The sequence below is a fragment of the Arthrobacter sp. 05N33_2 genome (assembly GCF_056397425.1).
In genome coordinates this window covers 46,348-73,313 of sequence record NZ_JBFTNJ010000003.1, presented here as the reverse complement: position 1 = coordinate 73,313, position 26,966 = coordinate 46,348, and the positions used below count along the sequence as shown (strand labels likewise).

The window sequence follows — 26,966 nt, the reverse complement described above, 5'->3', positions numbered from 1 at the left end:
TGCCCGGCGACCACGGACCTGGTCCTGGCCGCCCGGAACTGGCCGCCGCGGATTGTTACGTCCGGCGTTTGCTCCGGCCGCGGCTCCGGGGCTATGGTCAACGCTATGACTAACCGTTGGTATGCGTATTTTTCGTTGGCTCTGGAGGGGCCCGCGTCTAACTGACACGCATCCAACTTTCCTTCAGAGCCAACAGGGCAGAGATTATTCTCTGCCCTTCGCCATATCTTCGGCGGGTTCTGACCAGGGCCCGCTCCGCACCCGGAACAGGACCCGAATATGAGCATCGAAGCAGCCACCGGCCCCCAACACTCCACCTCGAACCTGCGCGTCAGCGAGTTCACCCCGCTGCCCACCCCGCAGGACCTCATGGCGGAACTGCCCCTGGAGGCCCGCCTGGCCGAGGTGGTCGGGCGGGGCCGGGACGAGGTCCGGGCCATCATGGACGGTGTGGACGACAGGCTGCTCGTCATCGTCGGCCCCTGCTCCATCCACGACCCCAAGGCGGGCCTGGAATACGCCCGCCGGCTGGTCAGCCAGGCAGAGAAGCACCGCGAAGACCTGCTGATCGTCATGCGCACCTACTTCGAAAAGCCGCGCACCACGGTGGGCTGGAAGGGCCTGATCAACGACCCCCGGCTGGACGGCAGCCACGACATCGCCGCGGGCCTGCGCGCGGCCCGGTCCTTCCTGCGCCAGGTCACCGCCCTCGGCCTGCCCACCGCCACCGAGTTCCTTGAGCCAATCAGCCCCCAGTACGTCGCGGACCTGGTCGCCTGGGGCGCGATCGGCGCCCGCACCACGGAGAGCCAGATCCACCGCCAGCTGGCCTCCGGGCTGTCGATGCCGATCGGCTTCAAGAACGGGACCGACGGCGATCTCCAGGTGGCGCTGGACGCGTGCAGCTCCGCCGCTGCCGCCCAGGCGTTCCTCGGGATCGACGACGACGGCCGGGCGGCGCTTGTGGCTACCGCCGGCAACCCGGACACCCACGTCATCCTCCGCGGCGGGCGCAATGGCCCCAACTACTCAGCCGCCGATGTTGAAGCGGCCTCAGCGAAACTCGCCGCGAAGCAGCTCAACCCCCGTCTGATCGTCGACGCCAGCCACGCCAACAGCGGCAAAAACCATCACCGCCAGGCCGAGGTCGCCCTCGAAATCGGTGCGCAGCTGGAAAATGCCGGAGCCGCCGCCGGGGCCATCGCCGGCGTCATGCTCGAGAGCTTCCTGGTGGGCGGGGCCCAGAACCTTGATGTCAACGCCGTTACCGGCTCCGGACGGGAGGGGCTGGTCTACGGCCAGAGCGTCACTGATGCCTGCATGGACTGGGACGTGACGGCGTCGGTACTGGGCCAGCTGGCCGCCTCGGCCCGCAGGCGGCGGACCCGTGCCTGAGGGAGGAGCAGGAGGAGGAGCGTGCCGCGGGATTTTCGAGATTCCTGCGGAAATCGTGTGGGGATTCCTGAGGAAGTCTTTCACTTTGGCACCATGAGCAACTAGTGTTGCTAACACATGGTTGTTTGATGGCTCAGCATCGGCACACCGCCATGTCAACAGGTGGGGCTGCCGTTCGCTTGAGCAAAGGAATAGGGAAATGTCTACGGAGGCCAACTTCTCCAAGGCCCGTTTTTTGACCGTGGCCGAAGTCGCGGAACTTATGCGGGTATCGAAAATGACTGTGTACCGTCTTGTGCATTCGGGGGAGATGCCGGCCGTGCGGTTCGGCCGCTCCTACCGCGTGCCGGAAAACGCCGTCGAGCAGTACCTCAAGGGTGCCGTCGTCGACCGGAATGACGGCCACGCCGGAACTGGCTGATCAGTCAGCGGCAACAATCACAGCGTGAATCGACTGCTTTGGGTCCCGCACGGGGCCCGCGGTCGTGGGGTGCCTCGCAGAGGCGGTACCCTGTTAAGGAACGTTTTACGTCATTGTAAGAACCTGTCAGTTGTTTCAGTCTGCTGCTTAGCCCGCGGACCCTTCCCAACAGGCAGGTACTGCATCTAGCCGGTAAGGAACTTTCGTGGGTTCAGTTATTAAGAAGCGTCGCAAGCGTATGGCCAAGAAGAAGCACCGCAAGCTGCTTCGCAAGACGCGCCACCAGCGTCGCAATAAGAAGTAGCAATACTTCGAAATGCATGAAATGCCCGTTGCCTTCCAGGCGACGGGCATTTTTCTTGCCTTCGGCGGTTGATTTGCGTTGGGGCCAGCCGGGGCGACGCCGAGGAGGTGGCGCGTAAATTCGCACCGGATTCGGACGCGGGCTGCGGAATCAGAGGACGGCGGCCCTGATCCGCGCCGCGTCTGTCCGAATCCGCAGCGGAAGCCGCGGGCGGCCTAGCGGCTGGGGCCGCGGAAGCGGGAGAACCCCCGCCACAGGCCGTAGATGGCCCCTCCGACCGTTGCGGCCTTGAAGCCCAGAGTGGCGGCGCGCCGGCCTGCACGGAAGTCGTAGACCGGCCAGTTGTGCTCGCGGGCGTAGCGGCGCAGCTTGGAGTCGGGATTGATGGCAACGGGGTGCCCCACCATGCTCAGCAACGGGATGTCGTTGTGGGAATCGCTGTACGCCCAGCAGCGGCTCAGGTCCAGGCCCTGCTCCTCGGCAATGTGCTGGACCGCGACCGCTTTGGCCGGTCCATGGAGGATCTCGCCCACAAGCCGTCCCGTGTACGAGCCGTCCATGATCTCGCCCACTGTGCCCAGCGCCCCGGTCAGGCCCAGCCGGGCGGCAATGACAGTGGCCACCTCGATCGGCGTCGCCGTCACGAGCCATACTTTGCGCCCGACCCGGAGATGCTGTTCGGCCAGGGCCTTTGCCCCCGGCCAGATCCGCGACTCAATCATCTCGTCGTAGACCTCTTCGCCCAACGCCTCGATGTCTTTCGCCGTGATGCCGGCGGCCAGCGTCAGGGCGGAATCGCGGACGGCATGGACGTCATCCATGTTTTCGCCGCGCAGCACGAACATGAACTGCTTCCAGGCGAACCCGGCAGCCTGCGGCAGGGTGAAGGCGCCACGCTGGTAAAGCTTGCGGGCGACATGGAAAAGGCTTGCGCCCTTCATGAGGGTGTTGTCGACGTCGAAAAATGCGGCCTCGCCGTGCTGCGTCGATGCAGCAGGCTCATTGGCCACAATGACGTATTTCTCCTCGGGCATGCCACGAGTCTAGTCAATGACGGGCCCCCGGCCGCCCGCGGGACGCGCGATGCGACGGCAGGACGGGCCCGGACCCGGGCGGACTGCGCCGCGCGTCGACGCCGAAGTGGCCGCCGGGCTACGGTGGATGCATGGCCAAACCCGCACATTTACCCGATGTAGTTCTGATCACCAAGGCTGACTGCCACCTGTGCACAGAGGCGCGCGCCGCCGTCGGCCGGGTCACCGCTGCGCTCGGAATAGATTGGTCGGAAAAATCGGTGGAGGACGACGCCGGACTGCGGGAACGTTTCGCCGAGGAGATCCCGGTGGTGCTGGTCAACGGCGTCCAGCGCGATTTCTGGAAGATCGACGAGGCCCGCCTGACCCGGACCCTGCAACGGGTCCTCGACCAGCCTTCCTGACGGCGGGGTGCTTTGTTGCGTGATGCGCGGGGGCTCTAGAGTGGGAAGCACAACGCGACGCAATGGAGCAGATAGTGACTTCGCTGGATTCATCTCCCGGGCCTGTCCCCGGGGGAGCCGGGACTGCGGCCAAACAGATTCCGCCCGCGGCCGTGGCCCGGCTGACCATCTATCTGCGCGCCCTGACCACGCTGCTGGCTGAGGGGGTGGACCGGGTCTCGTCCGAGTCGCTGGCCGAGGCCTCCGGAGTCAGCTCCTCGACCCTGCGCAAGGACCTCTCCTATGTCGGCTCCTACGGAACCCGGGGTGTCGGTTATGAGGTCCAGTACCTCAACCGCAACATCGCCGCCGCCCTCGGGTTGACGCACGACTGGAAAGTCGCGATCGTCGGTGCGGGCAACCTCGGCAAAGCCCTGGCCCGGTACGGCGGATTCGAGTCTCGAGGCTTTGACATTGTGGCAATTTTCGACGCCGACCAGATGGTGGTGGGCAGTGAAGTCGGTTGGCTGCGGGTCAGCGACGCCGCCGACCTTGAGCCGGTACTGCAACGGACCGGTGCCAACATGGTGGTCCTCGCCTTGCCGGCGGCGGTGGCCCAGGACGTCTGCGACCGGGTGATAGCCGCCGGCGTGCGGAGCATCCTCAGCTTCGCACCGGTGATGCTGCAGGTCCCCCCGGGAGTCAACCTCCGCAAGGTGGACATGGCAACGGAACTGCAGATTCTGGCCTATCACGCACAAAGGGCGCAGGACCCGGAAGACGCCGACTAAGATCGGCCAGCCCTCCGGTTCCCGCGCCCGCTGAGCGGTATCCCACTGGGTGGTTCTTGGCGACGCTACTTCCCGAAGGGGGCTCCAGGCTGTCCATAGGGGTTGGCAAAGGGCTGCCGCTTCTGGAAATACGGCGCTGCCGCGGGCAGGTAAAGCAGCACGATAGCCGCAATGCCCACGAGTGCCGCCAGGGTGGCGAGGCTGAGCGGGATGATGTTGAAGACCGACAATGCGGCGAACACGGTGCCCAGGATGCGGGCCCAGTTCCTGCCCTTGCGGACATTGAATGCCACGAGGGCGTACAGCCCGGCGCTGATGGCGGCAAACACCACGATGGTGCCGATCAGGACACCCTTGATGGATTCGAAGTCGACGCTCGTGCCGCTCGCTGCCATCTGCTGCTCGAACATGTCCCTGACGGCAGGGGTGTCCAGGGTTCCCAGGGACACCAGCATGGAGATGACCCACAAGGCTCCGGCTGCGATGATCAGCCAGAACGACGTATTGACCAACTGGGGAACCGCGCCCTGAGCCTGCGGCTGGTCGGACGGGTACTGGGCGTAGGGGGACTGGCCGTACGGGGACTGGCCGTACTGCGGTGCCTGCGGGGCGTTCTGGCCGTAGGCGGGGGGTGTCTGCTGGCCGTACTGCGGTGCCTGCGGGGCGTTCTGGCCGTACTGCGGTGTCTGCGGGCTGTTCTGGCCGTAGGCGGGGGGTGTCTGCTGGCCGTACTGCGGCGTCTGCGGGGCGTTCTGGCCGTAGGCGGGGGGTGCCTGCTGGCCGTACTGCGGCGTCTGCGGGGCGTTCTGGCCGTAGGTCGGGGGTGTCTGCTCGCCGTACTGCGGCGTCTGCGGGGCGTTCTCGCCGTACTGCGGCGCCTGCGGGGCCGGAGTGGATTCCCTGCCCGGCTCGGAGCCGTTGGGAGGCGGGGGCTGGACTGGGGGATTGCTCATGAAGGGGTCCTTTGCGTGTCGATCGAATCGGCCACCGGGATCAGAGATCCTGCCCTGCCCCCAGCATGGTTTAGCTCAACCGTACCGCGGGCCGGCCATCGTGTGGATCATTCCGGAGAGGTATTCTCAAGCCCCATTCGATGGCCGGCGCGTGGCGGCGGGGGAGCCCTGGCGCTGCCACGATTCCGCGGCTGCCCTGTGCGGCGGCAGGCCTAGATTCGGCCCCGGTTGGCGGCAAACCATGYCTGTGCGTTCGGYAGCCACATGAGCACGGTCGCAACGAGGCTGATGAGGAAGCCCGGCAGGCCTCCGCCCGCCCGGCCGTCGGCGATGCCGGAACTGACGAGTGCCAGCAACAGGGAGATGCCGGCAAGGATGGTGAGGGCGAAGCGGGCCCATTCCCGGCCTTCCTTCATTTTCATGGCCAGGATGATCTGAGCGGTTGCCAGTGCGAGCGCCACGATCACGAGCAGCAGCACCAGGAGCCCGATTGCCGGCGCAAAGGCGACCAGGACGAAGGACCCGAACAACCCGATGACTCCACCAAGGAGGCCCAGGAGCCCGCCGATCAGCCAGATCCAGTAGGAGACCTTCAGCTCGGTGGGCATTACGGCAACCTTGAACATGCCGGAGAGCCCGCCGGCAGGCAGTGCATCGCCGAAGTTCCTGGGGCGGTCGGTGGGCATCTCGAAGCGGAATCCGCCGGCCGACGCCGGCTGGCCCTGGTACTCCGGCGGCGGTGCCTGATACCCCGGCGGCGGTGCCTGGTACCCGGGAGGGGGTGCCTGATACCCCGGCGGCGGTGCCTGGTACCCGGGAGGGGGTGCCTGGTATCCGTGAGGGGGCGGCGGGTTGGCGGGAAGCTGCGGTGGGCCGGCGGGCGGGACGCTGCCCGACACCGGAGGCTGGGCGCCCGGCTGCTGCGGAGGTACATCACTCGGGTTGCTCATGGCTCTCACTGTAGACCGCCGTTTCCCTGTTATCTAGGGAATCTGGAGCCGCGTCGCGGTGCCCGACGGCGGCGCCCGAGAGGGGCAGACAGCAGCGGCGAAAAACAACAGCGCCCCGCTTCATCGCGAAGATGAAGCGGGGCGCTGGACCCGGCTGACCGGCGTCGGCCGTCAGGCGCGGACGGGAGTGACCGGGCCGCGACCATGCTTGATGCTGGCTATGCTGCGGGAGCGATGAAGGCCAGTTCCAGGTTGATGGCAACCTTGTCGCTGACCAGCACGCCGCCGGCCTCCAGGACGGCGTTCCAGGTCAGCCCGAAGTCCTTGCGGCTGATCGTGGTTTCGGCGCTGAGGCCGGCGCGGGTGTTGCCGAAGGGATCGACGGCCACGCCGTTGAATTCGGTCTCGAGGGCCACGGGGCGGGTGATGCCCTTGATGGTGAGGTCGCCCTGGAGTTCGTAGGCGTCGCCCTTGGGGACGATGGTGTTGGAGACAAAGGAGATCTCCGGGAACGTCTCGACGTCGAAGAAATCTTCGCCGCGGACGTGGCCGTCGCGGTTGGCGTCACCGGAGTCGAAGCTTGCGGTCTTGATCGAGGCGTTGACCTTGGAATCGGTGACGTTCTCGGCGAGATCCAGAGTGGCGGCGGCGTCGGTGAACTGACCGCGGACCTTGCTGATGCCGGCGTGGCGGACGGTGAAGCCGATCTCGCTGTGCGACGGGTCGAGGGTCCAGGTGCCGGTGGTGACGTTTGCGGGAAGTGCCATGGTGGTTCTCCTTGAGTCGGGTTGGTACTGCGGTGGTTCGTCTGATCGCTAGTTGAAGCATCATTGGTTGAAATCTCAACTAACTGCTTCACCCAGTATAAACATGCATTTGCATCTTTTATTCCAACTCCGGGGAACATTTTTCCAAACTCATCAGTTCTACCTCCCGTAGAAGATTTCAGATCGACCGGCATCTTTGAGAAACTGGTAGACATGCCCCAAGCCACTGTTCATTTGCTCCGCCACGGCGAGGTCCACAATCCCGATGGTGTCCTGTACGGCAGGCTGCCGGAATTCCACCTCTCCGAACTCGGCCGGGAGATGGCCCGCACCCTGGCGGAACACTTCAGGGAGCGGTCGGCGCAAGGGGCCAGGATCGTCCACCTCGCCGCGTCCCCACTGACCCGCGCGCAGGAGACGGCGCAGCCGATCGCCGACGCCCTGGGCCTGGAGATTGCCACCGAATCCCGCATCATCGAGGCCGCCAACTACTTTGAGGGCCTCCGCGTCTCGAAGGCGGAGCTGCTGCGGCCCAAGCACTGGGCCCGGCTGTACAACCCGTTGCGGCCCTCCTGGGGTGAGCCGTACAAGGAGCAGGCCGCGCGGGTCATCGCGGCCGTCCAGGACGCACGCATCCGGGCCATCGAGCTGGGCGGCAACGGGGCCGAAGCCATCCTTGTCAGCCACCAGCTGCCCATCTGGGCCACGCGGCTCAGCGCCGAAGGCCGGCCGTTGTGGCACGACCCGCGCAAGCGCGAATGCACCCTGACGTCCCTGACTTCCCTGGTGTTCGACGACGCCGGCGGCCTCGTGCGCGTCGACTACAGCGAGCCCGCTGCCGCCCTGCTTCCCGGTGCCGCCAGCACCCCGGGAGCCTGACCATGTCCGCGAACCACCGCGAAAACATGCCTTTGTCCCGCCGCGGCGTCCTGACCGCCGGCGGGGCCGCGCTGGCCGCGGTGTTCGGGCTGTCCGGCTGCGCCCAGGACGACGCCCTCGCCAAACAGGCCAAGGCCGGAGACAACAAGAACTACGTGGCCGGCGACGGGTCCGTCACCGAGTTCGCCGTCGCGGACCGCAAGAGTCCCGTGGCGCTCAAGGGGACGCTGTTCGACGGCACGGCCGTCACGTCGGCGGACTTCCCCGGCAAAGTCACCGTGCTGAACTTCTGGTTTGCCGCCTGCGCCCCCTGCCGGGTCGAGGCGCCCTCCCTCGAGGCGCTGAACCAGGAATTCAAGACCAAGGGCGTACAGTTCTTCGGCGTGAACCTGCGCGATGAGAAGGCCACGGCCGACGCGTTCGACAAGACCTTCAACCTGACGTACCCGAGCTTCAACGACAAGGACGGCGCCGTGCTGCTGGCCGTCTCCGGCCTCGTGCCGCCCGGCGCCGTGCCCACCACCCTCGTGCTGGACAAGCAGGGCCGCGTCGCCTCCCGGGTCCTGGGCGAAATCCAGCAGGGCACCCTGAAGTCCCTCATCGCCGCCGCCGTGGCCGAGTAGCGCGGCCCCACCGTGAACAGCCCCTTCGCCGAAGCCATCCTGAACGGATCGCTGCTGCTTGCCATTCCCGTCGCGCTGCTGGCCGGACTTGTCTCCTTCCTCTCGCCCTGCGTCCTCCCGCTGGTGCCCGGATACCTGGGCTACGTCACGGGTCTGACCGGCGTCGACCTGCAGAAGCAAAAGCGCGGGCGCATGCTGGCCGGCATCGGGCTGTTCGTCCTCGGTTTCTCCGTGATCTTCGTGCTGCTCGGCGGCGCCTTCGGGCAGCTGGGCAGCYTCATCACSGGCTCGCAGAACAWGTGGATCACCCAGCTGCTGGGCGTCCTGGTGATCGTCATGGGCGTGGTGTTCATGGGCGGCTTCGGCTGGCTCCAGCGCGATGCCAAGATCCATGCCAAACCCCCGGCCGGTCTGTGGGGTGCGCCCTTGCTGGGCATCACCTTCGGGCTGGGCTGGGCACCGTGCATCGGTCCGACGTATTCGGCCGTCCAGCTGCTTAGCCTCTCCGGCGGCTCCTCGGCGGCCAAGGGGGCGTTCCTGGCGTTCGTCTACAGCCTTGGGCTGGGAATCCCGTTCCTGCTGATCGCCCTGGCCGTGCGCCGCGGCATTGGCGTGATGTCCTTCTTCCGCAACCACCGGCTCGCCATCCAGCGCACCGGCGGAGGCATCCTGATCCTGCTTGGGATCCTGATGGCGAGCGGTGTGTGGGGCACCTGGGTCTCCGGGTTGCAGTACTGGTTCCAAACCGATGTGAATTTGCCAATCTGATGAGCGAGCGCGTGAACGAAAAGAAGAAGTCCCCGAAGCCCGAGGCCGTCCTGCCCACGCTGGGTCCGTTGGGCATGCTCCGGTGGGCGTGGACGCAGCTGACCAGCATGCGCACAGCCCTGTTCCTGCTCTTGCTGCTGGCCGTCGCCGCCGTGCCCGGCTCGCTGTTTCCGCAGCGCCCGGCCAACCCGGCGATTGTCACGCAGTACATCAAGGACCACCCGGACTACGGCTCGATCCTGGACTCGGTGCAGCTCTACGACGTCTACTCCTCTGCCTGGTTTTCCGCGATCTACATCCTGCTGTTCGTCTCGCTGATTGGCTGCGTGATCCCGCGCGCCATCGCGCACTACAAAGCGATGCGCTCCCAGCCCCCGCGCACCCCCGCCCGCCTGTCCAGGCTCCCCGAATACGGCACCCTGGTGATTCCGGCCGACGCCGGGATCCCGGCGTCGGCCGCCATCACCGACGCCGCCGAGCTGCTGAAAAAGCGCGGCTACCGCGTCGACGTGCGGGACCGCGACGGCGCCCGCCCGTCCTTGGGTGCCGAGCGCGGCTTCCTGAAGGAAGTCGGCAACCTCGTCTTTCACACCGCGCTGATCGGAGTGCTGGTTTCGGTGGCAGCCGGCGGCCTCTTCGGCTACAGCGGGCAGCGCATCCTGGTGGAGGGCGACACGTTCGTCAACACCCTCGTCGGCTACGACCAGTTCACCCCCGGCACCAATTTCCAGAGCAGCCAGCTGCAGCCCTATTCGGTCCAGCTGGACAAGTTCGACATCACCTTCGACCGTGAATCGAAGGGCAAGTTTGGTCAGCCCATCGACTTCACCGCCGCCGTGACCACGAAGGAAAACCCGGACGCACCCGCCAAGAAGGAGGTGCTTAAGGTCAACGACCCCCTCAGCCTCGGCGGCACCAGCGTGTACCTCACCGGCAACGGCTACGCTCCCGTCGTCACGATTCGCGACGGCGCGGGCAATGTTGCCATGCAGGGACCCGTGGTGGCCAAGCTCCAGGGCGAGAACTACTACTCCTCCGTCGTCATCAAGGTTCCGGACGCCAAACCCGAACAGCTCGCCTTCGCCGGGTTCTTCCTGCCGACGGCGTTTGTCACCGACAAGGGCGTGTCCTTCAGCGGTGATCCGGAGCTCATCAACCCGCAGCTGACCCTGAACTCCTACTTCGGCGACCTCGGCCTGGACGCGGGCTCCCCGCAGAACGTCTTCGAGCTCGACGTCAAGAAGCTCACGCCGCTCAACGCCCGCAACCTGGACACCAAGGGCATCGTCCTGGCGCCCGGGAGCAGCTACACGCTGCCGAACGGCAAGGGTTCCATCAGCTTCGACGGCGTCAAGCGCTACATCGGCGTGGACATCCACCACAACCCCGGACAGCTGTACGCCCTGATCTTCGCGCTCCTGGCCGTGGCCGGGCTCGTGACCTCGCTCTATGTGAACCGTCGCCGCGTCTGGGTCCGCACCGGCACACACGAGGACGGCCGCACCATGGTGGAGTACGGTCTCCTGGCCCGCGGTGAGGACCACCGCCTGGCCGGGGAGGCCGCGGCAATCCGCAAACTCCTTTCCGACGATTGGCTGTTGGGCGATGAGGCCGCGACCGGCTCCCAGCCCGCTCCCAGCGCAACAGCGGATAATGACCGGGCGGATAAGGCCAGCACGGCAACAGGCAGCACGGGTGCCGGCGGCACGCACGCCGCTCCTGAACAACCCGCAGAAGACTTCATCCAGTCAACAGCCGGCTCTTCCGAGTCGAAGAARGATCAGTAATGCCGTTCTCGATCAACGAAACCATGGGCCAGTACAGCGAGCTGTTCATGCTGCTGGCCGCCGGCACGTACACGGTGGCGTTCATCGCCTTCGCCTGGGACCTGGCCAAGAGCAGCAAGACGCTGCGCGCGGTGGACCTCAAGGCCGCGGAGCTCTCCGGTGCGGCGGCCGAGGCCAATGCCGCCCGCGTTCCCGTCGGCGTCGGCGCGGGGGCCGCCGGAGCCGACGTCGCCCGCTCCGATGCGGACGTCAGCGGCCCGGCAGGCCGTGCCGAGCGTCCGACGTCGGCCACCTCCCGCCCGGGCACCGCCGCAGGCGCGGGCCAGACCGCCGACGGCAGCATGCGCTACGCCGGTGAGCGGCGTGCCCCCGCCCGCGTCGCCGTCGCGCTGACCGTCCTCGGCGCCGCGATTCATGCGGCCGGCGTGATCACCCGCGCGCTCGGTGCCGGCCGGGTGCCGTGGGGCAACATGTACGAATTCCTCACCACGGGCGCGTTCGTGGCCGTGGCCGTCTTCCTGCTGGTGCTGATCCGCCGCGACCTGCGCTTCCTGGGCACGTTCGTGATCGGACTGGCCATCATCATGCTGGTTGCCGCCTCCATCGCGTTCTGGACCCCCGTGGGCCACCTCGTGCCGGCGCTGCAGAGCTACTGGCTGATCATCCACGTTTCCATCGCGGTAATGTCCTCGGCCCTGTTCACCCTGACCTTCGCGATGTCCGCGCTGCAGCTCGTGCAGTCGCACCGGCAGAAGACCATCGCCGCCGGCGGTGCCGACAAGCTCGGGTTCATGCGCCTGGTCCCGAACGCCCTGAGCCTGGAGAACCTGTCCTACCGCATCAACGCGATCGCGTTCGTCGGCTGGACGTTTACGCTTATGTTCGGCGCCATCTGGGCGGAGAAAGCCTGGGGCCGGTTCTGGGGCTGGGACACGAAGGAAGTCTGGACGTTCGTGATCTGGGTGGTCTACGCCGGATACCTGCACGCCCGCGCCACCCGCGGCTGGACCGGAACCCGAGCCGCCTGGCTGTCGATCGTCGGCTACCTGTGCGTGGTCTTCAACTTCACGATCGTGAACCAGTTCTTCAACGGCCTGCACTCCTACTCGGGACTGTAAGCCGCACCCCGGCCCATAACCGCACCCCGGCCGTAACCGCACCCGGGCCCATAACCGCRCCCGGGCCGGGTGCTTCCGGGTCCTTCCCTGGCTGCGCGGGCCCGCGCTCTCTCGATTTGCCACAGATGGCCGCTAAGCCGCTGCGCTTAGCGGCCATTCGCGTCAGATCGGTGCGCCGCACGGGGGTTGGGCAGCGTGGCATGGCATGACGGTGCCAGGGTGCGGCTGCCACGGCCGCGAGCTTGGGACGGCGCGTCTGGGCGCGGGCCCGGAGGGAGCTGTGGGCCCGCGCTCTCTCGATTTGCCACAGATGGCCGCTAAGCCGATGCGCTTAGCGGCCATTCGTGTCAGATCGGTGCGCCTGGGGGCGGGCACGGTGACGTTGCCCGGGCTTCGGGCCCGGGCCGGGAGTCCAGCCGCGCTCCATCAGCGCCGCACGCACGCGGGTAACGGCGGCAGGCTCCATCCCAGGGCCGGGCGGGGTCAAGTGCCATTGGGTCAATACGACCACGCGCCACCCGGCGTCTCTCGCGTTCTCATCCCGGAAGATGTCGCTGCGACGCTGGGCCGGACTGGCGTGATGCCCGCCGTCGTACTGAATCGCGATCTTTTCTTCTTCGTAGGAGAGGTCCGGGTCCTGGATCCAGCCGCCGGTCTCATCGAACATGGGCACGTTGATTGCGGGTTCGGGCAGGCCATGCCGAATCAGGAGCAGCCGGAGTTCGGTCTCCTTGGGGGAGTCCGTGTCGGCGCGTATCAGGGACCGGGCCTGCATAGCCCGCCGGTAGCCCGCCCTGCCTTGCTTCCCGGCGAGGAACGCGTCCAGCTCCTGGATCGTGGTCAATGGATTTCTCCGCCGCAGCAGGAAGTCCCCGGCGATCACCAAGTCATCGAGGCCTAGTATGCCTGCGAGATCGAACCACGTCCGCAGTGGGGAGGTGCAGCTAACCCTCACCCCAGCTACGATCTCCTCCGGTTCGAGTGCCTGCTGATGGCCCACCACATTCTTATGCCGCGCCGCCCGCTGGCCCGGCCGACTCGTCAGATGGATGACAGCCAGGTTCTCCAAGGCCTGCGGCAGGGGAAATCCCCACAGCACTGCCGCTGACAGGTGGCTCACGATTGCGCCCGTCACGGCCGTCAGGGCATGCACACGTTTCACCAAACTGTCCGGGGTGGCGGCGGTCGCGCGCACCCCGTAACAGGGGCTGACGAGATCCCTGGCCCGGGTCCGTCGTCGCCCCACCCCGGCAGTGCGGGCCTCGGCCACGGTGAAGGGCTGGTTTCGAAGATGCGGGGGGAGCTCACTGGGCGGGCGCATACGGGCATTCTGCGCCCGCGCCGATGGGGCTTGGAGGTTATCCACAGCGCGGGCAGGGTGTGGGGGAGAAGTGGGCGGTGTGGGCAGCCAGGCACGGGCGCGGATGCGTGGCGGCCGTTTGCCGGAGGTGGCCGCTTGGAGCGTGGGATTCCGGCCATCTGGGGCGAACGGCCGCAGATGGATGCACGGAACGGTGCTACTGGACTGCTACGTGATTGTTACTTGACCTCATCGGTGCCCGGCGTTCCGGCGTCGCCGGGTTCGTGGGCACCGCCGGCGCCTTCGCTGCCGCCGGCTTCCGCGTTGCCGGCGTCGTTCTTGCGGTCCTTGGCGTCGAGTTCTTCCTTGAGCTTCTTGAGCCTGTCTGCCTCGGCCTGGTTGCGGTGGCGGATCTCAAGGTTGCGCAGGAATTCGGGGTCGTCATCGGGCGCTACCGGGTGGCTGTAGGCGACCGGTGCGGTGTCCGTGGCGCGGGGGCGTCCCATGAGAAACCACAGCGTGGCGCCGACCACGGGGAGGAGGACCTGCACGAAAATCCAGGCGGTCTTGGAGATGCCCCTGGTCAGCCGCGCGTCAGTGCGGATGAGGTCCACCAGTCCATAGACAAACACGGCCAGTATGACGATCGGAACCACTACACGGAGCATACCTTCAGTCTAGCCGTCGGGCGCCTCGACGGCGCCGGTCACTATGCCCGGGTGCAGGCTGCCGGCACCGCGGACGAGGGGAGCGGGATGGCCGAAGCAGCGCGCCGTCCTGGCGGCTAAACTTGAGGCGTGGCTTTCCTCAAATACACCCTTATTCGACTGGCGCTGTTTGCGCCCTTGTTTGCGCTCTTTCTCTACCTGCAGCTGGGGGTGCTCCTGGCCGCCCTGTGCGCCGGAATGATGTCCTTCGCCGTCAGCTTCCTGTTCTTCCAGAAGCAGCGCGACGCGGCCACCGCGACGCTCCACCACCGGTTCTCGGGCAAGGCCAAGCCGATGCGCAGCGCAGGAGAGGTGGCCGACGCCGAGGCGGAAGACCGCCTCGTGGACGAGAACCCCGACATTGCCGTCCGCACGGACAACCGCCCGAAAGATTCCCGGCAACCGGGGGCCTGAGCCCCCGGGCTGGTCCCCTGAAGCCCTGGAAGCCCCTGGAAGCCCCTGGAAGCCCCGGGAAGCCGCGGCCCTGAGCCCCTGGGCTGGTCCCCTGAAGCCCCGGGAAGCCCCGGGAGCCCGCGGGGCCTGAGCCCCAGGGTTGGTCCCCTGAAGCCCCGGGAAGCCCCGGGAGCCCGCGGCTTAGAAGCCCCTGCCTAGAACCCGTGGCTGAGGACGAGTCCGATTGAAAACAGCGCGGCGAAGCCGAGGTTGATTAGTCCGGTCTGCTTCAGGACCGGGATCAGGCTCTTGCGGCGCCGCCCGGCAATCATCAGCCAGGACGGCATGAGGCTGGCGGGGATCAGCAGGAGCACGATCAGCATCCATGGCCGGGCGGGGGCCAGGACGATGACCAGCAGGATCGCGACGGCCAGCATCAGCACATAGCTTTCGCGCGCATGCTTGTCCCCGAGCCGCACGGCCAGGGTCTTCTTCCCCGCCTTCCTGTCGGTCGGGATGTCGCGGACGTTGTTGGCCATCAGCAGGGCGCACGCGATCAGCCCCGTGCCGATCGCCCCGATGATCGCGGCCAGGCTCAACTGCCCCGCCTGCGTGTACGTGGTGCCCAGCGTTGCGACGAGGCCGAAGAACACAAACACGAAGACGTCGCCCAGGCCGAGATAGCCGTACGGGTTCTTGCCGCCGGTATAACCCCAGGCGGCCAGCACGCAGCCGACGCCGACCAGGATCAGCCACCAGGCCTGCGTGATGATCACGAGGATCAGGCCGAACAGCATCGCCAGCCCGAAGGCTGCGAACGCGGCCCGTTTGACGTGCTCCGGGCTGGCCGCCCCCGAGCCCACCAGCCGGAGCGGACCCACCCGGTCCTCATCCGTGCCCCGGATCCCGTCCGAGTAGTCGTTGGCGTAGTTGACGCCGATCTGCAGGAGCAGGGCGACCAGGGCGGCCAGCACGGCGTTCAGCAGGATGAACGAATCCATCTCGTAGGCGGCTGCGCTGCCGATCAGCACCGGTGCGATTGCGGCCGGCAGGGTGCGCAGTCGGGCGCCTTGGATCCATTGTGCGGCTGTGGCCACGGTCAGTACCTCGTTGGTTGGTTGAATGCTCGTTGGTGGTTTGAGTTGCCGGCCGGAAGCCGGAAGCGCTTGTCTATTTTCCCTGATGGAGGGCGTCCAGCCGGACCGTCATGCCCAGCCGGTCCGGTTTCCCGTTGGGCAGCATGAGCAGTTCCGCGGCGGGCAGCACGGTTTTCGGGGCCAGTGCGCCCAGCGACGGTGCCCAGGTCTGGTTCCGGCGGTCGGCGAACGCCGCCAGCCCTTCCGGGGAACTGTCGGCCACTGCGACGTACGCGGCCAGGGCGTGGCCCCACTCCGCGGACGGCACACCGGCGACAAAAGCCGCCCGCACGCCGTCGAGCTTTTCCAGCTCAGCCTGGACATGGGCGGCGGAAACTTTGACGCCGCCGGTGATGACGACGTCGTCGGCCCGGCCGAGTACGGTGAGCCGGCCGTCGGAGTCCAGTTCGCCGAGGTCATTAGTCCGGTACCAGCGGACGCCGTCCGCTTCGATGAACGCCGCTGCCGAGAGCTCTGGGGCCTGAAGATAGCCGGCGGCAATGGTTGCCCCGCCCAGCAGGATGCGGCCGTCGTCCTCCACCCTGACCAGGACGTCCTCGAGCGGGAAGCCGTCGTACACGCACCCGCCGCAGGTCTCGGACGAGCCGTAGGTAGTCACCACCCGCACGCCGGCGTCCCGGGCCGCGTCGAGCAGCTGCGCGGACGCGGGTCCGCCGCCGAGCAGGATGGCGTTGAAGCGCCGCAGCACCGCCAGCGTCTCGGCGGAGGGCGCGTCCAGCAGGCGCTGGAGCTGGGTGGGCACCAGCGAGGTGAAACGGATCTTGTCCGTGAGCTCCAGCGCCGCGGCGGTGAAGGCCTCCGGCGTAAAACCGCCGGAGAGGTCCATGGCCCACGGGCGGGTCCCGGCAAAAAGCGAGCGGACCAGCACTTGGACGCCGGCCACATACTGGACGGGAAGGGCTAGCAGCCACTGGCCCTCGCCCTTGAGCGCAAAGGCGGTCGCCACAGACGAGGCCGCCAGGGCCTCGACGGTCAGGACGGTCGCCTTCGGCGTGCCGGTGGACCCGGAGGTCCGGACCACGACGGCCGCGTCCTCGATGCCGGCCGTGTCAGGGAACCCCAGCACCGGCGAGCCGTCCGGCCCGGCGGAGAGTTCGACGGCGGGTCCCTCGCCGTGGAGGGCAGCAGCCAGCGCCTTGAGCGCAGGCTCGATGTTCATGGCTCCGGAAGTCACAGCGCGCCTTAGAAGTAGTACGGGAAAGCGGACCAGTCGGGATCGCGCTTCTCGAGGAAGGCTTCCTTGCCCTCCACGGCCTCGTCCGTCATGTACGCCAGACGGGTCGCCTCGCCGGCGAAGACCTGCTGGCCGGCCAGGCCGTCGTCGGCGAGGTTGAACGCGAACTTGAGCATGCGGATGGCCTGCGGGGACTGCCGGGCAATGTCAGCGGCGTACTCCAGGGCGACCTCCTCGAGGCGTCCATGGTCCACGGCCTCGTTCACGGCGCCCATCCGGACCATGTCCTCGGCCGAATATTCACGGGCCAGGAAGAAGATTTCCCGGGCGGACTTCTGGCCGATCTGGCGGGCCAGGAGGGCCGAGCCGTAGCCGGCGTCGAAGCTTCCCACGGTGGCGTCGGTCTGCTTGAACTTGCCGTGCTCGCGGGAGGCGATGGTGAGGTCCGAGACCACGTGGAGGGAGTGCCCGCCGCCGGCTGCCCAGCCGTTGACGACGGCGATGACCACCTTGGGCATGGTGCGCATGAGCCGCTGGACTTCCAGGATGTGCAGCCGGCCGGCGCGGGCGGGATCGATGGATTCCTTGGTCTCGCCGTCAGCTGAGTTTTGTACTACGTACCGGTACCCGTCGCGGCCGCGGATCCTCTGGTCCCCGCCCGAGCAGAACGAGTGGCCGCCGTCCTTGGGGGAGGGGCCGTTGCCGGTGAGCAGGACTGTGGCCACGTCCGGGGTCATCCGGGCATGGTCCATGGCGCGGTAGAGCTCGTCCACGGTGCCGGGCCGGAAAGCATTGCGGACCTCGGGGCGGTCGAAGGCGATGCGGACGGTAGGCAGGTCCCGGACCACCTCCCCGTCGGCGGAGCGCTCCACCTGCCGGTGGTAGGTCATGTCCTGGAAGTCGTCGAAACCGGACACGGTGCGCCACCGGGAGGGGTCAAAGACGTCGGATACCTTGGCGGGGATTTCGTTGCTCACAGTCCGAGTCTAGTAATCGCGTCAGCTGATGCAGAACTCGTTGCCTTCCGGGTCCGCCATGGTGTGCCAGGAATGCGGTCCCTGACTGGCGGACCAGAGGAACGTGGCGCCACGCGCTTCAAGGGCCGCCCGCACGGCATCCTTGTCCCCTCCCGCGAGCCGCACGTCCCAATGGACCCGGTTCTTGACCGTCTTTTCCTCCGGGACAATCTGGAACAAAACGCGGTGGGCGGGCGCCTTGGCGTCGAGTTCCTCGGGCGGGCGGATCGCGGCACCCTCGCGCCACACGAGCTTGCCCCGGTGCGTGGTGGTCTCCGCCTCCGTCGCGAAGCCCCGCTCGATCATGGAGTGGATGAAAACCTCATCCTGCGGCTCCACGGCCCATTCCAGGGTTTCGGCCCACCAATCGGCGAGCTCGTGCGGGTTTTTGCAGTCGACGACTATCTGGATTTTCAGTGTCATGGGAAGAACCTACGACGTCGCGGCCCGCGGCGGTAGGGTTCAGGCGCCGCAAGGCACCGGAGGCCCTTGCGGCGTAAGGGAGTCCGCGATCCGCCAGATCGATCCATCCCAGGTCATCAGGTAGTCGAGCTTCCATTCCGAGCAGGACTGCCCGTCGGGACCGTGCTGCGCGTCCTGAACGGTCCTCAGCCGGACGGACGCCGTGAGATCGGGTCCGGCAGCGGATACGTCCTCGACCTCCAGCGTGCGCCAGAAAGACGAGCCGAGCCCCTCCCGCCATGTCTCGAGTCCGCCCATCCGGTCCTGCATCTCGGGTGTCAGTATGGCGAAYGCGAGGTCGTATGCGCCGCGGTTGATGGACTGGCCATGAAATACCAGGCTCTGGGTGATGTTGGCGGCCTGCGGGTGATCGGAATTCACCGTAACGTCTATCGCGCTGGTGTCTGCCGGTGCCGGAAGGCCGCAGCTTGTCGGGGACAGCGAAGTGGTGCGGTTCTTCCAGCTCTCGACGGCGAGGACAGCCTTGCGGGCATCCACAGCGAAGGCCGTGCCCTCGGCACTGTAGTTGCCTTCGCTGCCTGCACCGAAAACCCAGGCCCGCTTGGAGCTCACGACTCCTGCCACCTTGCCGTCCATGGTCAGCAGCGGGCCGCCGCTGTTTCCAGGATTGATGGCGGCGTCGGTCTGGATCAGGTTGCTGACCGTCCTTGTGCCGATTGTCTGCTCCCGGTTCAGTCCGCTGACGCGTCCCGCGGTGAAGGTCAGGTCGGCGTCCAGGGGAAAGCCCAGCGCCGCCACGTCTTCGCCCAGTGCCGGGGGAGCGCTGACGAAGTCGAAGATGTGGCCGCTGACCGGGCGGGCGGTGCGCAAAAGGGCAAGGTCGGCCGCCTCATCAATACCGAGTACCTGCGCGCTCGAGATCTCTGTTCCGAGGCTGATGCTGATGGCGGCTTGGTCCTTCACGACGTGTGCGGCGGTGACGATGAGGTCATTCTCGATGAGGAAACCGGTACCGACGCCGCCTGCGTCGCACAGCGTGACGTTGATCTTTGCTACTCCGGAGCGGACACTCGCGACGGTGCCGGCCCACCCGCCCGGCTGTCGGCTTCCGGTAGCGACCGGGGCTGGTGCTGTGACGGCCGTCTGGCTGGTTGGCGGCGGGGTCGCCGGCGCTGCAGACGTGGCCGTTGGGGTGGCCGGTGCAGCCGGTGCAGTCGGTGCGGCGCCGGGAAGGGAAACGCAGCCGCTCAGCGCGAGAAGTGTCGTCAGCGCCGCAGCTGCCGGGAGTGCGAACATTCGGTGGGCGTGGGCTTTCATGGCAGTCCTCCCCAATACAAGGTTGCCGCTCCAGCCCTCCCAAACCATCGCGAAGTGCCCTCAAGATAACGCATGCGCCGGCGAACAACCAGAGGGGAGCCGGGTGCCATGCGCCGCCGCGCTGCTTCGGTTACCCCTGCACTTGCTGCAGCTGTTCGAGCACCTCGGGCGGAATGGCGTAGATGAAGATGACCGCCAGGAGGTTCTTGGAGGCGTGGACGAAGTAGGAGAACATCACGTTCTTCCCGGTCCAGACGTACACGAACACCAGGACGGCGCCCATGGCGAGGTACGGCATCAGCACCTGCAGGGTCATTTGCTCCTGGCCCACGATGTGCAGGGCCGCGAAGAGCACCACGGACATGATGCAGCAGACCCAGAGGTTGACCCGGCGGCTCAGTTTGCCGATCAGCAAATGGCGGAAAATGTACTCCTCGACGAACGGGCCGACCAACACCAGCAGGGGGACCATGAGCCAGACCGGGACCTGCTGCATGAGTGCCTGAAGGCCCGCCTGGTTGGCGGAGGTCTGCACAGGTCCGCTGAGGGCCACGAGAACCGCGGTGAGAATGAGCATCGCCACGACGGTCAGCGGCACCATGAGGGCCGTGAACCAGGGCCTTGTGGCAAGGACGCGGAGATCACGGACCGCAACATGCCGCGCGGCGGTCAGGGCAAGGACTCCGACCGTTGCGTAGAAGATCAGGTTCACCGCGTAGGACGCCACCGCAGGATTGGGCGATATCTGCAGCAGCAGCGGCTCCAGCAGGCTGCCCGCCACGGCGAATAGACCGGCCACGGCAACATAGAGTCCAACAGTTATGAAATCCAGCGGGGAGAACCGGTAAAGCTCCGGCTGCGGCGCGGGTGGTGTACGGAGAGCTGTGCCCATGCCCCCAGCCTAGTGCCGAGGCAGGAGGACGCGGTCCAGCTGATCCCCGGCGCCATCGCAGACCTGACGCCCGACGGCGGCACCCGCCTCGGTGCCCAGTGCCTCAGTGCCCAGTGACGGCCGGCGGTGCCATACTGAGGACGCAAGCCGCCGTCGGGCAGGCTGGCACCTACTGCGAGGACTCCTTGAGCGAACATCTCCGCCTTTCGGGCGTATCCCACGGCTATGGGGACCGCCAGCTCTTTGCCGGCGTCGACGTTGCCATCACGGCTGGCGAACATGTGGCGATCGTCGGCGAAAACGGCGCGGGCAAATCCACGCTGCTGCGGATCCTGGCCGGTTTCGAGGCCCCGGACGAGGGCACGTCCGTCAGCCACGGCCGCGTGGGCTACCTTGCCCAGACCCATGGCCTGCCGGAGCTGTTCACTGTCAGCGACGCGATCGACGCCGCACTGGAATCGCTCCGCGCGCTGGAGGCCGAGCTGGACCGTCTGGAGGACGGGCTGGCCGGCGCGGAAGCTGACGAACTGGAGCGCTACGGAAACCTGCAGACGCAGTACCAGCTCCGGGAAGGCTACGCCGCGGAATCCCGGGTGGAAGCGGCGCTGGACAGGCTCGGCCTGGGCGGGCTGGACCGGATGCGGACGCTGGGCTCGCTCTCCGGCGGGGAACAGGAGCGGGTGGCACTGGCCTGCGTTCTCGCCGATCCCGCGGACATTTTGCTCCTGGACGAACCCACCAACCACCTGGACGCCAGCGGTACGGCCTGGCTGGAGGCGCGGCTGGCCGCGCACCGCGGCACGGTGGTGGTGGTCTCCCACGACCGCGTGCTGCTGCGCAAAGTGGCCTCAACCGTGATTGAGGTCGATGCCGAGCGCCGGTCGGTCAACCGGTATGGCAACGGTTACGAAGGCTACCTGCGGGAGAAGGCTGCCGAGCGCCAGCGCTGGGCACAGCAGTACCATGGGTGGCTGGACGCGATGGCGGCCGAACGGCTCCAGGCGGACACGGTTGCCGGCAAGATGGGCTACGCCCGCCAGCGCGACGGCGACAAGATGGGGTTCGACTTCAAGGCCGGCACGTGGCAGAAGGCGGCCACCAGCAAGGTCCGCAACGCCCAGGAGCGTCTGCGCCGGCTGGAGGCAAACCCCATTGACCGTCCCCCAGTACCCCTGAAACTGGCAACGGACCTGCGGGCGGACGTGGCCGAAGGCCCGGCGCTCGAGGCGAAGGGGGTCGCGGTGCCCGGCCGGCTGGAACCCACGGATTTCCGGGTGGGAGCCGGCCAGAAGATCCTCATTACGGGCCCCAACGGTGCCGGGAAGTCCACGCTGCTCTCCGTCCTCGCCGGCACGTTGGAACCGGCCCAGGGCAAAGTGGTGAGGCACGGCCGGATCGGCTATCTGCAGCAGGAGTTGGAACTCCCGCAGCGCCCGGGACTGCGGCTCCTGCCCGCCTTTGCCGCGGGCCTGGGCGGCAATATCGATGAGCACGCCGAGGCGCTGCTGCGCCTGGGGCTCTTCCGGACCAGCGAATTCCACGTGCCGGTGGGCAGCCTATCCGCGGGGCAGCAACGCAGGCTGGCGCTGGCCCGGCTCCTGCTGGGCGGCTTCGGGACGATGCTGGTGGATGAGCCCACCAACCACCTGGCGCCCGTGCTGGTGGAACAGCTTGAAGCGGCCCTGTCCGAGTTCGCAGGGACACTGGTCATGGTCAGCCACGACCGCGCGCTGGGTGAGTGGTTCAGCACCTGCGCCCGGCGAGGAACGAGCCGAGAAACAAGGCACGGCGCCAGGCAGGAAACCGGGCACGGAAACGGCGCCGGTAACTGGCTCCGGTACTCGATGCGCGACGGCGCCCTGGCGTAGCAGAACGATTCGCCGGAGCCTGCGCGGACCAAATAGAACATTATTCGGCTATTTGGCAGATTTGGTGTCATTAATTAGGCATAGCGCCTGACTGCTGTTGCCCGCGTCACGGCCGGTCCGGGAATTCCAGTACGATGGATGAGCCGCGCGAGGGTTTGACTCCTTGTGAGGTTCGGTACATCTTGCTGTCCCACCGGGCAGAAACCCGAATGGAATGTAACCGAATCCCGGTCCCGTCCCGGCCATAATCCGACCTACAAGGAACCGTTGTGCCATCAATTACCCCCACAGAACTCCAGAGCGCGCCCGCGGAATCCGCCGTCGACTCGACCCTCAGCGCCGAGGGCTATAAGAAGACCCTGAGCGGGCGCCACGTGACGATGATCTCGATGGGCGGCGCAATCGGCGTCGGCCTGTTCATGGGCGCCGGCGGACGCCTGGCCTCCACGGGCCCGGCGCTGATCTTCTCCTACGCCATCGCCGGCGTGATCGCCTACCTGCTCATGCGGGCGCTGGGCGAGCTCATCATGTACCGCCAGACCTCGGGCTCCTTCGTCAGCTACGCCGGCGAAATGTTCGGCAAGAAGGGCGCCTTCCTCTCCGGCTGGATGTACTTCATCAACTGGGGCATGACCGGAATTGCCGAACTGATCGCGATCGGCCTGTACTTCCAGTTCTTCTTCCCCAACGTGCCTGTGGAAGCCTCGGCGATTGCCGCCCTCGCGCTGCTCGTGGCCGTCAACCTGCTCAGCGTCAAGGCGTTCGGCGAATTTGAATTCTGGGCGTCCTGCCTCAAGGTCGGCGCCATCCTGATCTTCCTGGCCGTCGGCACCTTCATGGTGGTCACCAACGCCAAGGTCGGCACGGGCCACGCCTCAGTCGCCAACCTCTTCGCCGACGACGGCGGGATGTTCCCCAAGGGCGCCCTGGTGATGGTCCTCGTGCTCAACGCCGTGATCTTCGCCTACAACGGCATCGAACTCGTCGGCATCACCGCCGGTGAGATGGAAAACGCCAAGCGCGAAGTGCCCAAGGCAATCCGCGCCGTCGTACTGCGCATTGTGGTGTTCTACGTCGGTTCCGTGCTGCTGCTGGCCATGCTGCTGCCCTCGGACCAGTACAAGGCCGGCGTGTCCCCGTTCGTCACCGTGTTTGGCCAGATGGGCCTCGGCTGGGTGGGCGACGTGATGAACATGATCGTCATCACCGCCGCACTGTCCTCCTGCAACTCGGGCCTGTACTCGATCGGCCGTGTCTTCCGCACTATGGCCAACAACGGGCACGCCCCGCAGTGGCTCACCAGGATGTCCAAGCGCCACGTGCCGTACGCGGCCATCCTGGCGATCGCCGCCTTCTACCTCGTGGGCATCCTGCTGAACATCTGGCTCGGCGGCTCGCACGCCTTCGACCTCGCGCTGAACACCGCCTCGATCGGCGTGATCTTCACGTGGGGCGCCATCTTCGCCAGCCAGATCGCGCTGCGCCACCAGAAGGGCCGCGTCTCCAGCCTGCCCATGCCGGGCTCGCCGTGGACCAGCTGGGCCGGGCTGGTCGCGCTGCTGGCCATCACCGTGCTGATCGGCTTCGACACCATGACCAGCAAGACCGGCGAGGTCTTCCACCTGGGCCTGTGGACCCTGGCGACCGTCCCGTTCTTCGCCCTGGTGCTGTGGCTGGGCTGGCAGAAGGTCAAGAACAACGCGCCCAAGAGCGAGCTCTACAGCTAGGACCCACCGGTTCGACGTGTAGCGTAGCGCGGCGACGGCGGCAGCCACCTGGCAAAGGTGGCTGCCGCCGTCGCGTTTAACTGCGTTTAAAGCGGAGGGCCCTCAGTAGCTGCTGGCGGGGGTGYCGCCGGGCTCAGCCACCGCATCCGGTGGGATGTAGTCGGCGGCAAGGGCCTCGGAGCCGCGGGCCAGGATGGACACATCGGCCCCGACCAGCACGAACGCGGCGCCGGCGGCCAGGTAAGCGCGGGCCGTTGCCGGGTTGAAGGCGTTCACGCCGGCAGGTTTGCCGGCCGCTGTGGCGGCGGCGAGGCAGCGTTCGACGGCGGCGCGTACCCGGGGGTGTTCCTGCTGGCCCAGCAGCCCCATGGAGGCGGCGAGGTCGGAGGGCCCGAGGAAGATCGCGTCCACGCCCTCCACTTCGAGGATCTCCCCGACGGCGGCCACTGCGGCAACGGATTCAATCTGGACGGTGACGCTGACGGTGCCGGAGGCGCGGGCGAGGTAATCCGGGATACGGTTCCAGCGCGCGGCCCGGGCAAGGGCCGAGCCCACCCCGCGGACGCCGTGGGGCGGGTAGCGGGTGGCGGCCACGGCGGCCTCCGCCTCGGCTGCCGAGTTCACCATGGGGATCAGCAGGTTCTGGACGCCCAGGTCCAGGTACTGCTTGATGAGCACCGTGTCATTCACCGGCGGCCGGACCACCGGATGGACCGGGTAGCCGTGCACGGCCTGCAGTTGGGCCAGGATGGATTCGAGGCCGTTCGGGCTGTGCTCGGCGTCGATCAGGAGCCAGTCCAGACCGGACCCGGCGCAGATTTCGGCCACGAGCGGGCTGCCGGAGCAGACCCACATCCCGGCCAGGGGACGGCCGGCAGTGCCGGTTTGGGTGCGCAGGGCGTGCTTGAAGGTGGCGTCGGGTTCTACTCGAAACGGCATGTCACAACTCCCAGGGGGCCGTAGTCGGCGTGCACGGTGTCGCCCTTGTAGACCCAGAGGGGCCGGGTGAAGGAGCCGGCGAGGATGATGTCGCCCGCCTTTATGCCGTCGCCGTGGGCGGCGATCTTGTTGGCCAGCCAGTGCACGCCGTTGGCCGGGTGGTCCAGGACGCCGGCGGCCACGCCGGTTTCCTCCACGGTCTGGTTCTTGTAGAGGATGGCGGAGACCCAGCGCAGGTCCACGGCGTCGGGACGCACGGGGTTGCCGCCGATCACCATGGCGCCCATCGCCGCGTTGTCCGCGATGGTGTCCACGATGGTCCGTCCCTCCATTTCGATCCGAGAGTCCAGGATCTCCAGGGCCGGGACCACGTAGTCCGTGGCGTTCAGGACGTCGAAGATGGTGCAGCCGGGACCGGCGAGGTCCTTCTTCAACACGAACGCGAGCTCCACCTCCACCCGGGGATGGGTGTACCGGTCCCAGTCCACGGAGCAGCCGGTTTCCAGCACCATGTCATCGAAGATCGCGCCGTAGTCCGGCTCGGTGATGCCGGTGGCGGCCTGCATCGCCTTGGACGTGAGGCCGATCTTGCGGCCCACGAGGGTCCGTCCGGCGTCCTCGTTGCGGCGCCGCCACAGCCGCTGGACTGCGTAGGAGTCCTCCACCGTCATCCCCGGGTAACGGGTGGTCAGGCGGGGGACCGGAGTACGGCTGCGGCCGGCTTCCAGCAGTTCGTCTGCGATGGCCTCGATCGTCGCGGGATCAAGCACGCTAAACCTGCGCCCCGAGCTTGAAGCCCGTCGCTTCTCCGGCGGAGCCGTCCTCTTCCTTGCGGGTGTAGGAGAAGCCGTCGGCGCCCACGGTCACGGCCATCTCGCTCTTTTCCTCACGGACGATCACGGGCTGCGGGTTGCCGTCGAGGTCCAGGACCAGGGAGGCCTCGGTGTACCAGGAGGGGACCACGGGGTTGCCCCACCAGTCGCGGCGCTGGTTGTCGTGAACGTCCCAGGTGATGGTGGGGTTGTCCGGGTCGCCGGTGTAGTAGTCCTGGGTGTAGATCTCGATGCGGTGGCCGTCCGGGTCCAGGATGTAGAGGTAGAAGGCGTTGGAGACGCCGTGCCTGCCGGGGCCGCGTTCGATCCGGTCCGAGATGCGCAGGGCGCCCATCTTGTCGCAGATCTGGATGATGTTGTGCTTCTCGTGCGTGGCGAAGGCAATGTGGTGCAGCCGCGGGCCGTTGCCGCCGGTCAGGGCGGTGTCGTGCACGGTCTGCTTGCGGTGCATCCACGCGGCGTACGTGACGCCGTCGGAGTCCTTGATGTCCTCGGAGACGCGGAAGCCCAGGTCCTCGAGGTACGCCCGGCCGCGCGGGACGTCCGGGGTGACCTGGTTGAAGTGGTCCAGCCGGACCAGTTCGCCGGCGGAGTAGAGGTCGTAGCGCTGCGTAAGACGCTCGACGTGTTCGGTCTCGTAGAAGAATTCGTAGGGGAAGCCCAGCGGATCCTCGACGCGGACGGCGTCGCCGATGCCCTTGGTGAAGCCTTCCTTGCGGCGCTCGGTGCGGCAGCCCAGTTCCTTGTAGTAGGCCTCGGCCGCGTCCACCTCGGCCGGCGACTTCACCCGGTAGGCGAAGGCGGCCGCAGCGGCCACGGGACCCTTGCGGAGCACCAGGTTGTGGTGGATGAACTCCTCGAGGGAGCGCAGGTAGATGGTGTTCTCGTCTTCCTCAGTGACGTGCAGGCCCAGCAGGTCCACATAGAACTGGCGGGACTTGGCGAGGTCCGTGACCACGAGTTCCAGGTAGGCGCAGCGGACGATGTCCGGGGCCGGGACAGTGGGGGTGGGGACGAAGTTGGTCATGGTGCTCTCTCTTCTTTGAA

28 protein-coding genes are annotated in these 26,966 nt (G+C 67.1%); 13 read left to right on the top strand and 15 right to left on the bottom strand.

Annotated elements, in window-relative coordinates:
* Positions 1-279 precede the first annotated feature (279 nt).
* From AC1DHX_RS04000 to AC1DHX_RS03990, 3 genes are all read left to right on the top strand, one after another.
* Positions 280-1,395: a 3-deoxy-7-phosphoheptulonate synthase gene (locus AC1DHX_RS04000; RefSeq protein ID WP_476850221.1), complete on the top strand. Its 1,116-nt coding sequence runs from the start codon at positions 280-282 to the stop codon at positions 1,393-1,395.
* Positions 1,396-1,594: 199 nt separating this feature from the next.
* Entirely contained in the window at positions 1,595-1,816 is a 222-nt protein-coding gene (locus tag AC1DHX_RS03995; RefSeq protein ID WP_018775046.1) for a helix-turn-helix domain-containing protein, read from the top strand.
* Positions 1,817-2,021: 205 nt separating this feature from the next.
* Positions 2,022-2,120 carry a 30S ribosomal protein bS22 gene (locus tag AC1DHX_RS03990; protein ID WP_003792170.1) on the top strand — a complete coding sequence of 33 codons (99 nt, stop codon included), beginning with the start codon at positions 2,022-2,024 and terminating at the stop codon, positions 2,118-2,120.
* A gap of 215 nt (positions 2,121-2,335) precedes the next feature.
* On the opposite strand, the gene AC1DHX_RS03985 is transcribed toward AC1DHX_RS03990, so the two are convergent.
* A complete protein-coding gene (locus tag AC1DHX_RS03985; protein WP_243182128.1) occupies positions 2,336-3,154 on the bottom strand; it encodes an HAD family hydrolase in 819 nt (272 codons plus the stop codon).
* Between the two features lie 131 nt (positions 3,155-3,285).
* On the opposite strand from AC1DHX_RS03985, the gene AC1DHX_RS03980 reads away from it, so the two are divergent.
* Together AC1DHX_RS03980 and AC1DHX_RS03975 are read left to right on the top strand one after the other, a co-directional pair.
* A complete protein-coding gene (locus tag AC1DHX_RS03980) occupies positions 3,286-3,558 on the top strand; it encodes a glutaredoxin family protein (protein WP_459385550.1) in 273 nt (90 codons plus the stop codon).
* A 74-nt stretch (positions 3,559-3,632) separates the two neighbouring features.
* Positions 3,633-4,328 carry a redox-sensing transcriptional repressor Rex gene (locus AC1DHX_RS03975; protein ID WP_028278098.1) on the top strand — a complete coding sequence of 232 codons (696 nt, stop codon included), beginning with the start codon at positions 3,633-3,635 and terminating at the stop codon, positions 4,326-4,328.
* 65 nt (positions 4,329-4,393) lie between these two features.
* Here the strand turns inward: AC1DHX_RS03975 and AC1DHX_RS03970 are convergent, their stop codons facing one another.
* The 3 genes from AC1DHX_RS03970 to AC1DHX_RS03960 all read right to left on the bottom strand — a co-directional run bounded on the left by AC1DHX_RS03970 (position 4,394) and on the right by AC1DHX_RS03960 (position 6,998).
* Positions 4,394-5,281 carry a Yip1 family protein gene (locus AC1DHX_RS03970; RefSeq protein WP_476859275.1) on the bottom strand — a complete coding sequence of 296 codons (888 nt, stop codon included), beginning with the start codon at positions 5,279-5,281 and terminating at the stop codon, positions 4,394-4,396.
* Between the two features lie 212 nt (positions 5,282-5,493).
* The gene (locus tag AC1DHX_RS03965; protein WP_476899870.1) at positions 5,494-6,231 is read right to left on the bottom strand and encodes a hypothetical protein; all 738 of its coding nucleotides are present in this window, start codon (positions 6,229-6,231) and stop codon (positions 5,494-5,496) included.
* 218 nt (positions 6,232-6,449) lie between these two features.
* Positions 6,450-6,998: a YceI family protein gene (locus AC1DHX_RS03960; RefSeq protein WP_028278101.1), complete on the bottom strand. Its 549-nt coding sequence runs from the start codon at positions 6,996-6,998 to the stop codon at positions 6,450-6,452.
* A 213-nt stretch (positions 6,999-7,211) separates the two neighbouring features.
* On the opposite strand from AC1DHX_RS03960, the gene AC1DHX_RS03955 reads away from it, so the two are divergent.
* The 5 genes from AC1DHX_RS03955 to ccsB are packed head-to-tail and all read left to right on the top strand — an operon-like array spanning position 7,212 to position 12,173.
* Positions 7,212-7,877 carry a histidine phosphatase family protein gene (locus tag AC1DHX_RS03955; RefSeq protein WP_230010601.1) on the top strand — a complete coding sequence of 222 codons (666 nt, stop codon included), beginning with the start codon at positions 7,212-7,214 and terminating at the stop codon, positions 7,875-7,877.
* A 2-nt stretch (positions 7,878-7,879) separates the two neighbouring features.
* The gene (locus AC1DHX_RS03950) at positions 7,880-8,500 is read left to right on the top strand and encodes a TlpA family protein disulfide reductase (RefSeq protein WP_459385547.1); all 621 of its coding nucleotides are present in this window, start codon (positions 7,880-7,882) and stop codon (positions 8,498-8,500) included.
* Positions 8,501-8,512: 12 nt separating this feature from the next.
* Positions 8,513-9,268, top strand: a complete 756-nt coding sequence (locus tag AC1DHX_RS03945) for a cytochrome c biogenesis CcdA family protein (protein ID WP_476899869.1) — start codon at positions 8,513-8,515, stop codon at positions 9,266-9,268.
* The gene (resB, locus tag AC1DHX_RS03940; RefSeq protein WP_459385546.1) at positions 9,268-11,055 is read left to right on the top strand and encodes a cytochrome c biogenesis protein ResB; all 1,788 of its coding nucleotides are present in this window, start codon (positions 9,268-9,270) and stop codon (positions 11,053-11,055) included. The genes AC1DHX_RS03945 and resB overlap by 1 nt, the downstream gene beginning before the upstream one ends.
* Positions 11,055-12,173, top strand: coding sequence for a c-type cytochrome biogenesis protein CcsB (ccsB, locus tag AC1DHX_RS03935; protein WP_459385545.1), 1,119 nt, complete (start codon positions 11,055-11,057; stop codon positions 12,171-12,173). The genes resB and ccsB overlap by 1 nt, the downstream gene beginning before the upstream one ends.
* 331 nt (positions 12,174-12,504) lie before the next feature.
* On the opposite strand, the gene AC1DHX_RS03930 is transcribed toward ccsB, so the two are convergent.
* Both AC1DHX_RS03930 and AC1DHX_RS03925 read right to left on the bottom strand, forming a co-directional pair.
* Positions 12,505-13,494, bottom strand: coding sequence for a hypothetical protein (locus AC1DHX_RS03930; RefSeq protein WP_476859277.1), 990 nt, complete (start codon positions 13,492-13,494; stop codon positions 12,505-12,507).
* Positions 13,495-13,712: 218 nt separating this feature from the next.
* Complete coding sequence (locus tag AC1DHX_RS03925; RefSeq protein WP_223913634.1) at positions 13,713-14,141, bottom strand: PLD nuclease N-terminal domain-containing protein; 429 nt, start codon at positions 14,139-14,141, stop codon at positions 13,713-13,715.
* Positions 14,142-14,270: 129 nt separating this feature from the next.
* Between AC1DHX_RS03925 and AC1DHX_RS03920 the strand changes: the two genes are divergently transcribed.
* Entirely contained in the window at positions 14,271-14,594 is a 324-nt protein-coding gene (locus AC1DHX_RS03920; protein ID WP_018775060.1) for a DUF4229 domain-containing protein, read from the top strand.
* Positions 14,595-14,788: 194 nt separating this feature from the next.
* Here AC1DHX_RS03920 and AC1DHX_RS03915 read toward each other — a convergent pair whose 3' ends face one another.
* From AC1DHX_RS03915 to AC1DHX_RS03890, 6 genes are all read right to left on the bottom strand, one after another.
* Positions 14,789-15,670, bottom strand: coding sequence for a 1,4-dihydroxy-2-naphthoate polyprenyltransferase (locus tag AC1DHX_RS03915; protein WP_028276409.1), 882 nt, complete (start codon positions 15,668-15,670; stop codon positions 14,789-14,791).
* A gap of 73 nt (positions 15,671-15,743) precedes the next feature.
* On the bottom strand, positions 15,744-16,889 hold the full coding sequence (locus AC1DHX_RS03910) for an AMP-binding protein (RefSeq protein ID WP_230010848.1): 1,146 nt from the start codon (positions 16,887-16,889) through the stop codon (positions 15,744-15,746).
* Between the two features lie 23 nt (positions 16,890-16,912).
* Positions 16,913-17,881, bottom strand: coding sequence for a 1,4-dihydroxy-2-naphthoyl-CoA synthase (locus AC1DHX_RS03905; RefSeq protein ID WP_476850211.1), 969 nt, complete (start codon positions 17,879-17,881; stop codon positions 16,913-16,915).
* Between the two features lie 21 nt (positions 17,882-17,902).
* Positions 17,903-18,343: a VOC family protein gene (locus tag AC1DHX_RS03900; RefSeq protein WP_223913636.1), complete on the bottom strand. Its 441-nt coding sequence runs from the start codon at positions 18,341-18,343 to the stop codon at positions 17,903-17,905.
* A gap of 39 nt (positions 18,344-18,382) precedes the next feature.
* Positions 18,383-19,660, bottom strand: a complete 1,278-nt coding sequence (locus tag AC1DHX_RS03895) for a S1C family serine protease (protein WP_476859278.1) — start codon at positions 19,658-19,660, stop codon at positions 18,383-18,385.
* A gap of 130 nt (positions 19,661-19,790) precedes the next feature.
* Positions 19,791-20,552, bottom strand: a complete 762-nt coding sequence (locus AC1DHX_RS03890) for a lysostaphin resistance A-like protein (protein ID WP_476859279.1) — start codon at positions 20,550-20,552, stop codon at positions 19,791-19,793.
* Between the two features lie 185 nt (positions 20,553-20,737).
* Here AC1DHX_RS03890 and AC1DHX_RS03885 point away from each other — a divergent pair, with 185 nt between their 5' ends.
* Both AC1DHX_RS03885 and AC1DHX_RS03880 read left to right on the top strand, forming a co-directional pair.
* Complete coding sequence (locus AC1DHX_RS03885) at positions 20,738-22,420, top strand: ABC-F family ATP-binding cassette domain-containing protein (RefSeq protein WP_476859280.1); 1,683 nt, start codon at positions 20,738-20,740, stop codon at positions 22,418-22,420.
* A 269-nt stretch (positions 22,421-22,689) separates the two neighbouring features.
* The gene (locus AC1DHX_RS03880) at positions 22,690-24,147 is read left to right on the top strand and encodes an amino acid permease (RefSeq protein WP_018775070.1); all 1,458 of its coding nucleotides are present in this window, start codon (positions 22,690-22,692) and stop codon (positions 24,145-24,147) included.
* A 102-nt stretch (positions 24,148-24,249) separates the two neighbouring features.
* On the opposite strand, the gene AC1DHX_RS03875 is transcribed toward AC1DHX_RS03880, so the two are convergent.
* From AC1DHX_RS03875 to hpaD, 3 genes are read right to left on the bottom strand one after another with little or no spacing between them, the layout of a single operon-like run.
* Positions 24,250-25,086, bottom strand: a complete 837-nt coding sequence (locus AC1DHX_RS03875; RefSeq protein WP_476899868.1) for an aldolase/citrate lyase family protein — start codon at positions 25,084-25,086, stop codon at positions 24,250-24,252.
* Positions 25,071-25,856 carry a 2-oxo-hept-4-ene-1,7-dioate hydratase gene (gene hpaH, locus AC1DHX_RS03870; RefSeq protein WP_476859282.1) on the bottom strand — a complete coding sequence of 262 codons (786 nt, stop codon included), beginning with the start codon at positions 25,854-25,856 and terminating at the stop codon, positions 25,071-25,073. Before hpaH ends, AC1DHX_RS03875 begins: the two co-directional genes overlap by 16 nt.
* A gap of 1 nt (position 25,857) precedes the next feature.
* Positions 25,858-26,946, bottom strand: a complete 1,089-nt coding sequence (hpaD, locus tag AC1DHX_RS03865) for a 3,4-dihydroxyphenylacetate 2,3-dioxygenase (protein ID WP_028276400.1) — start codon at positions 26,944-26,946, stop codon at positions 25,858-25,860.
* Positions 26,947-26,966 lie beyond the last annotated feature (20 nt).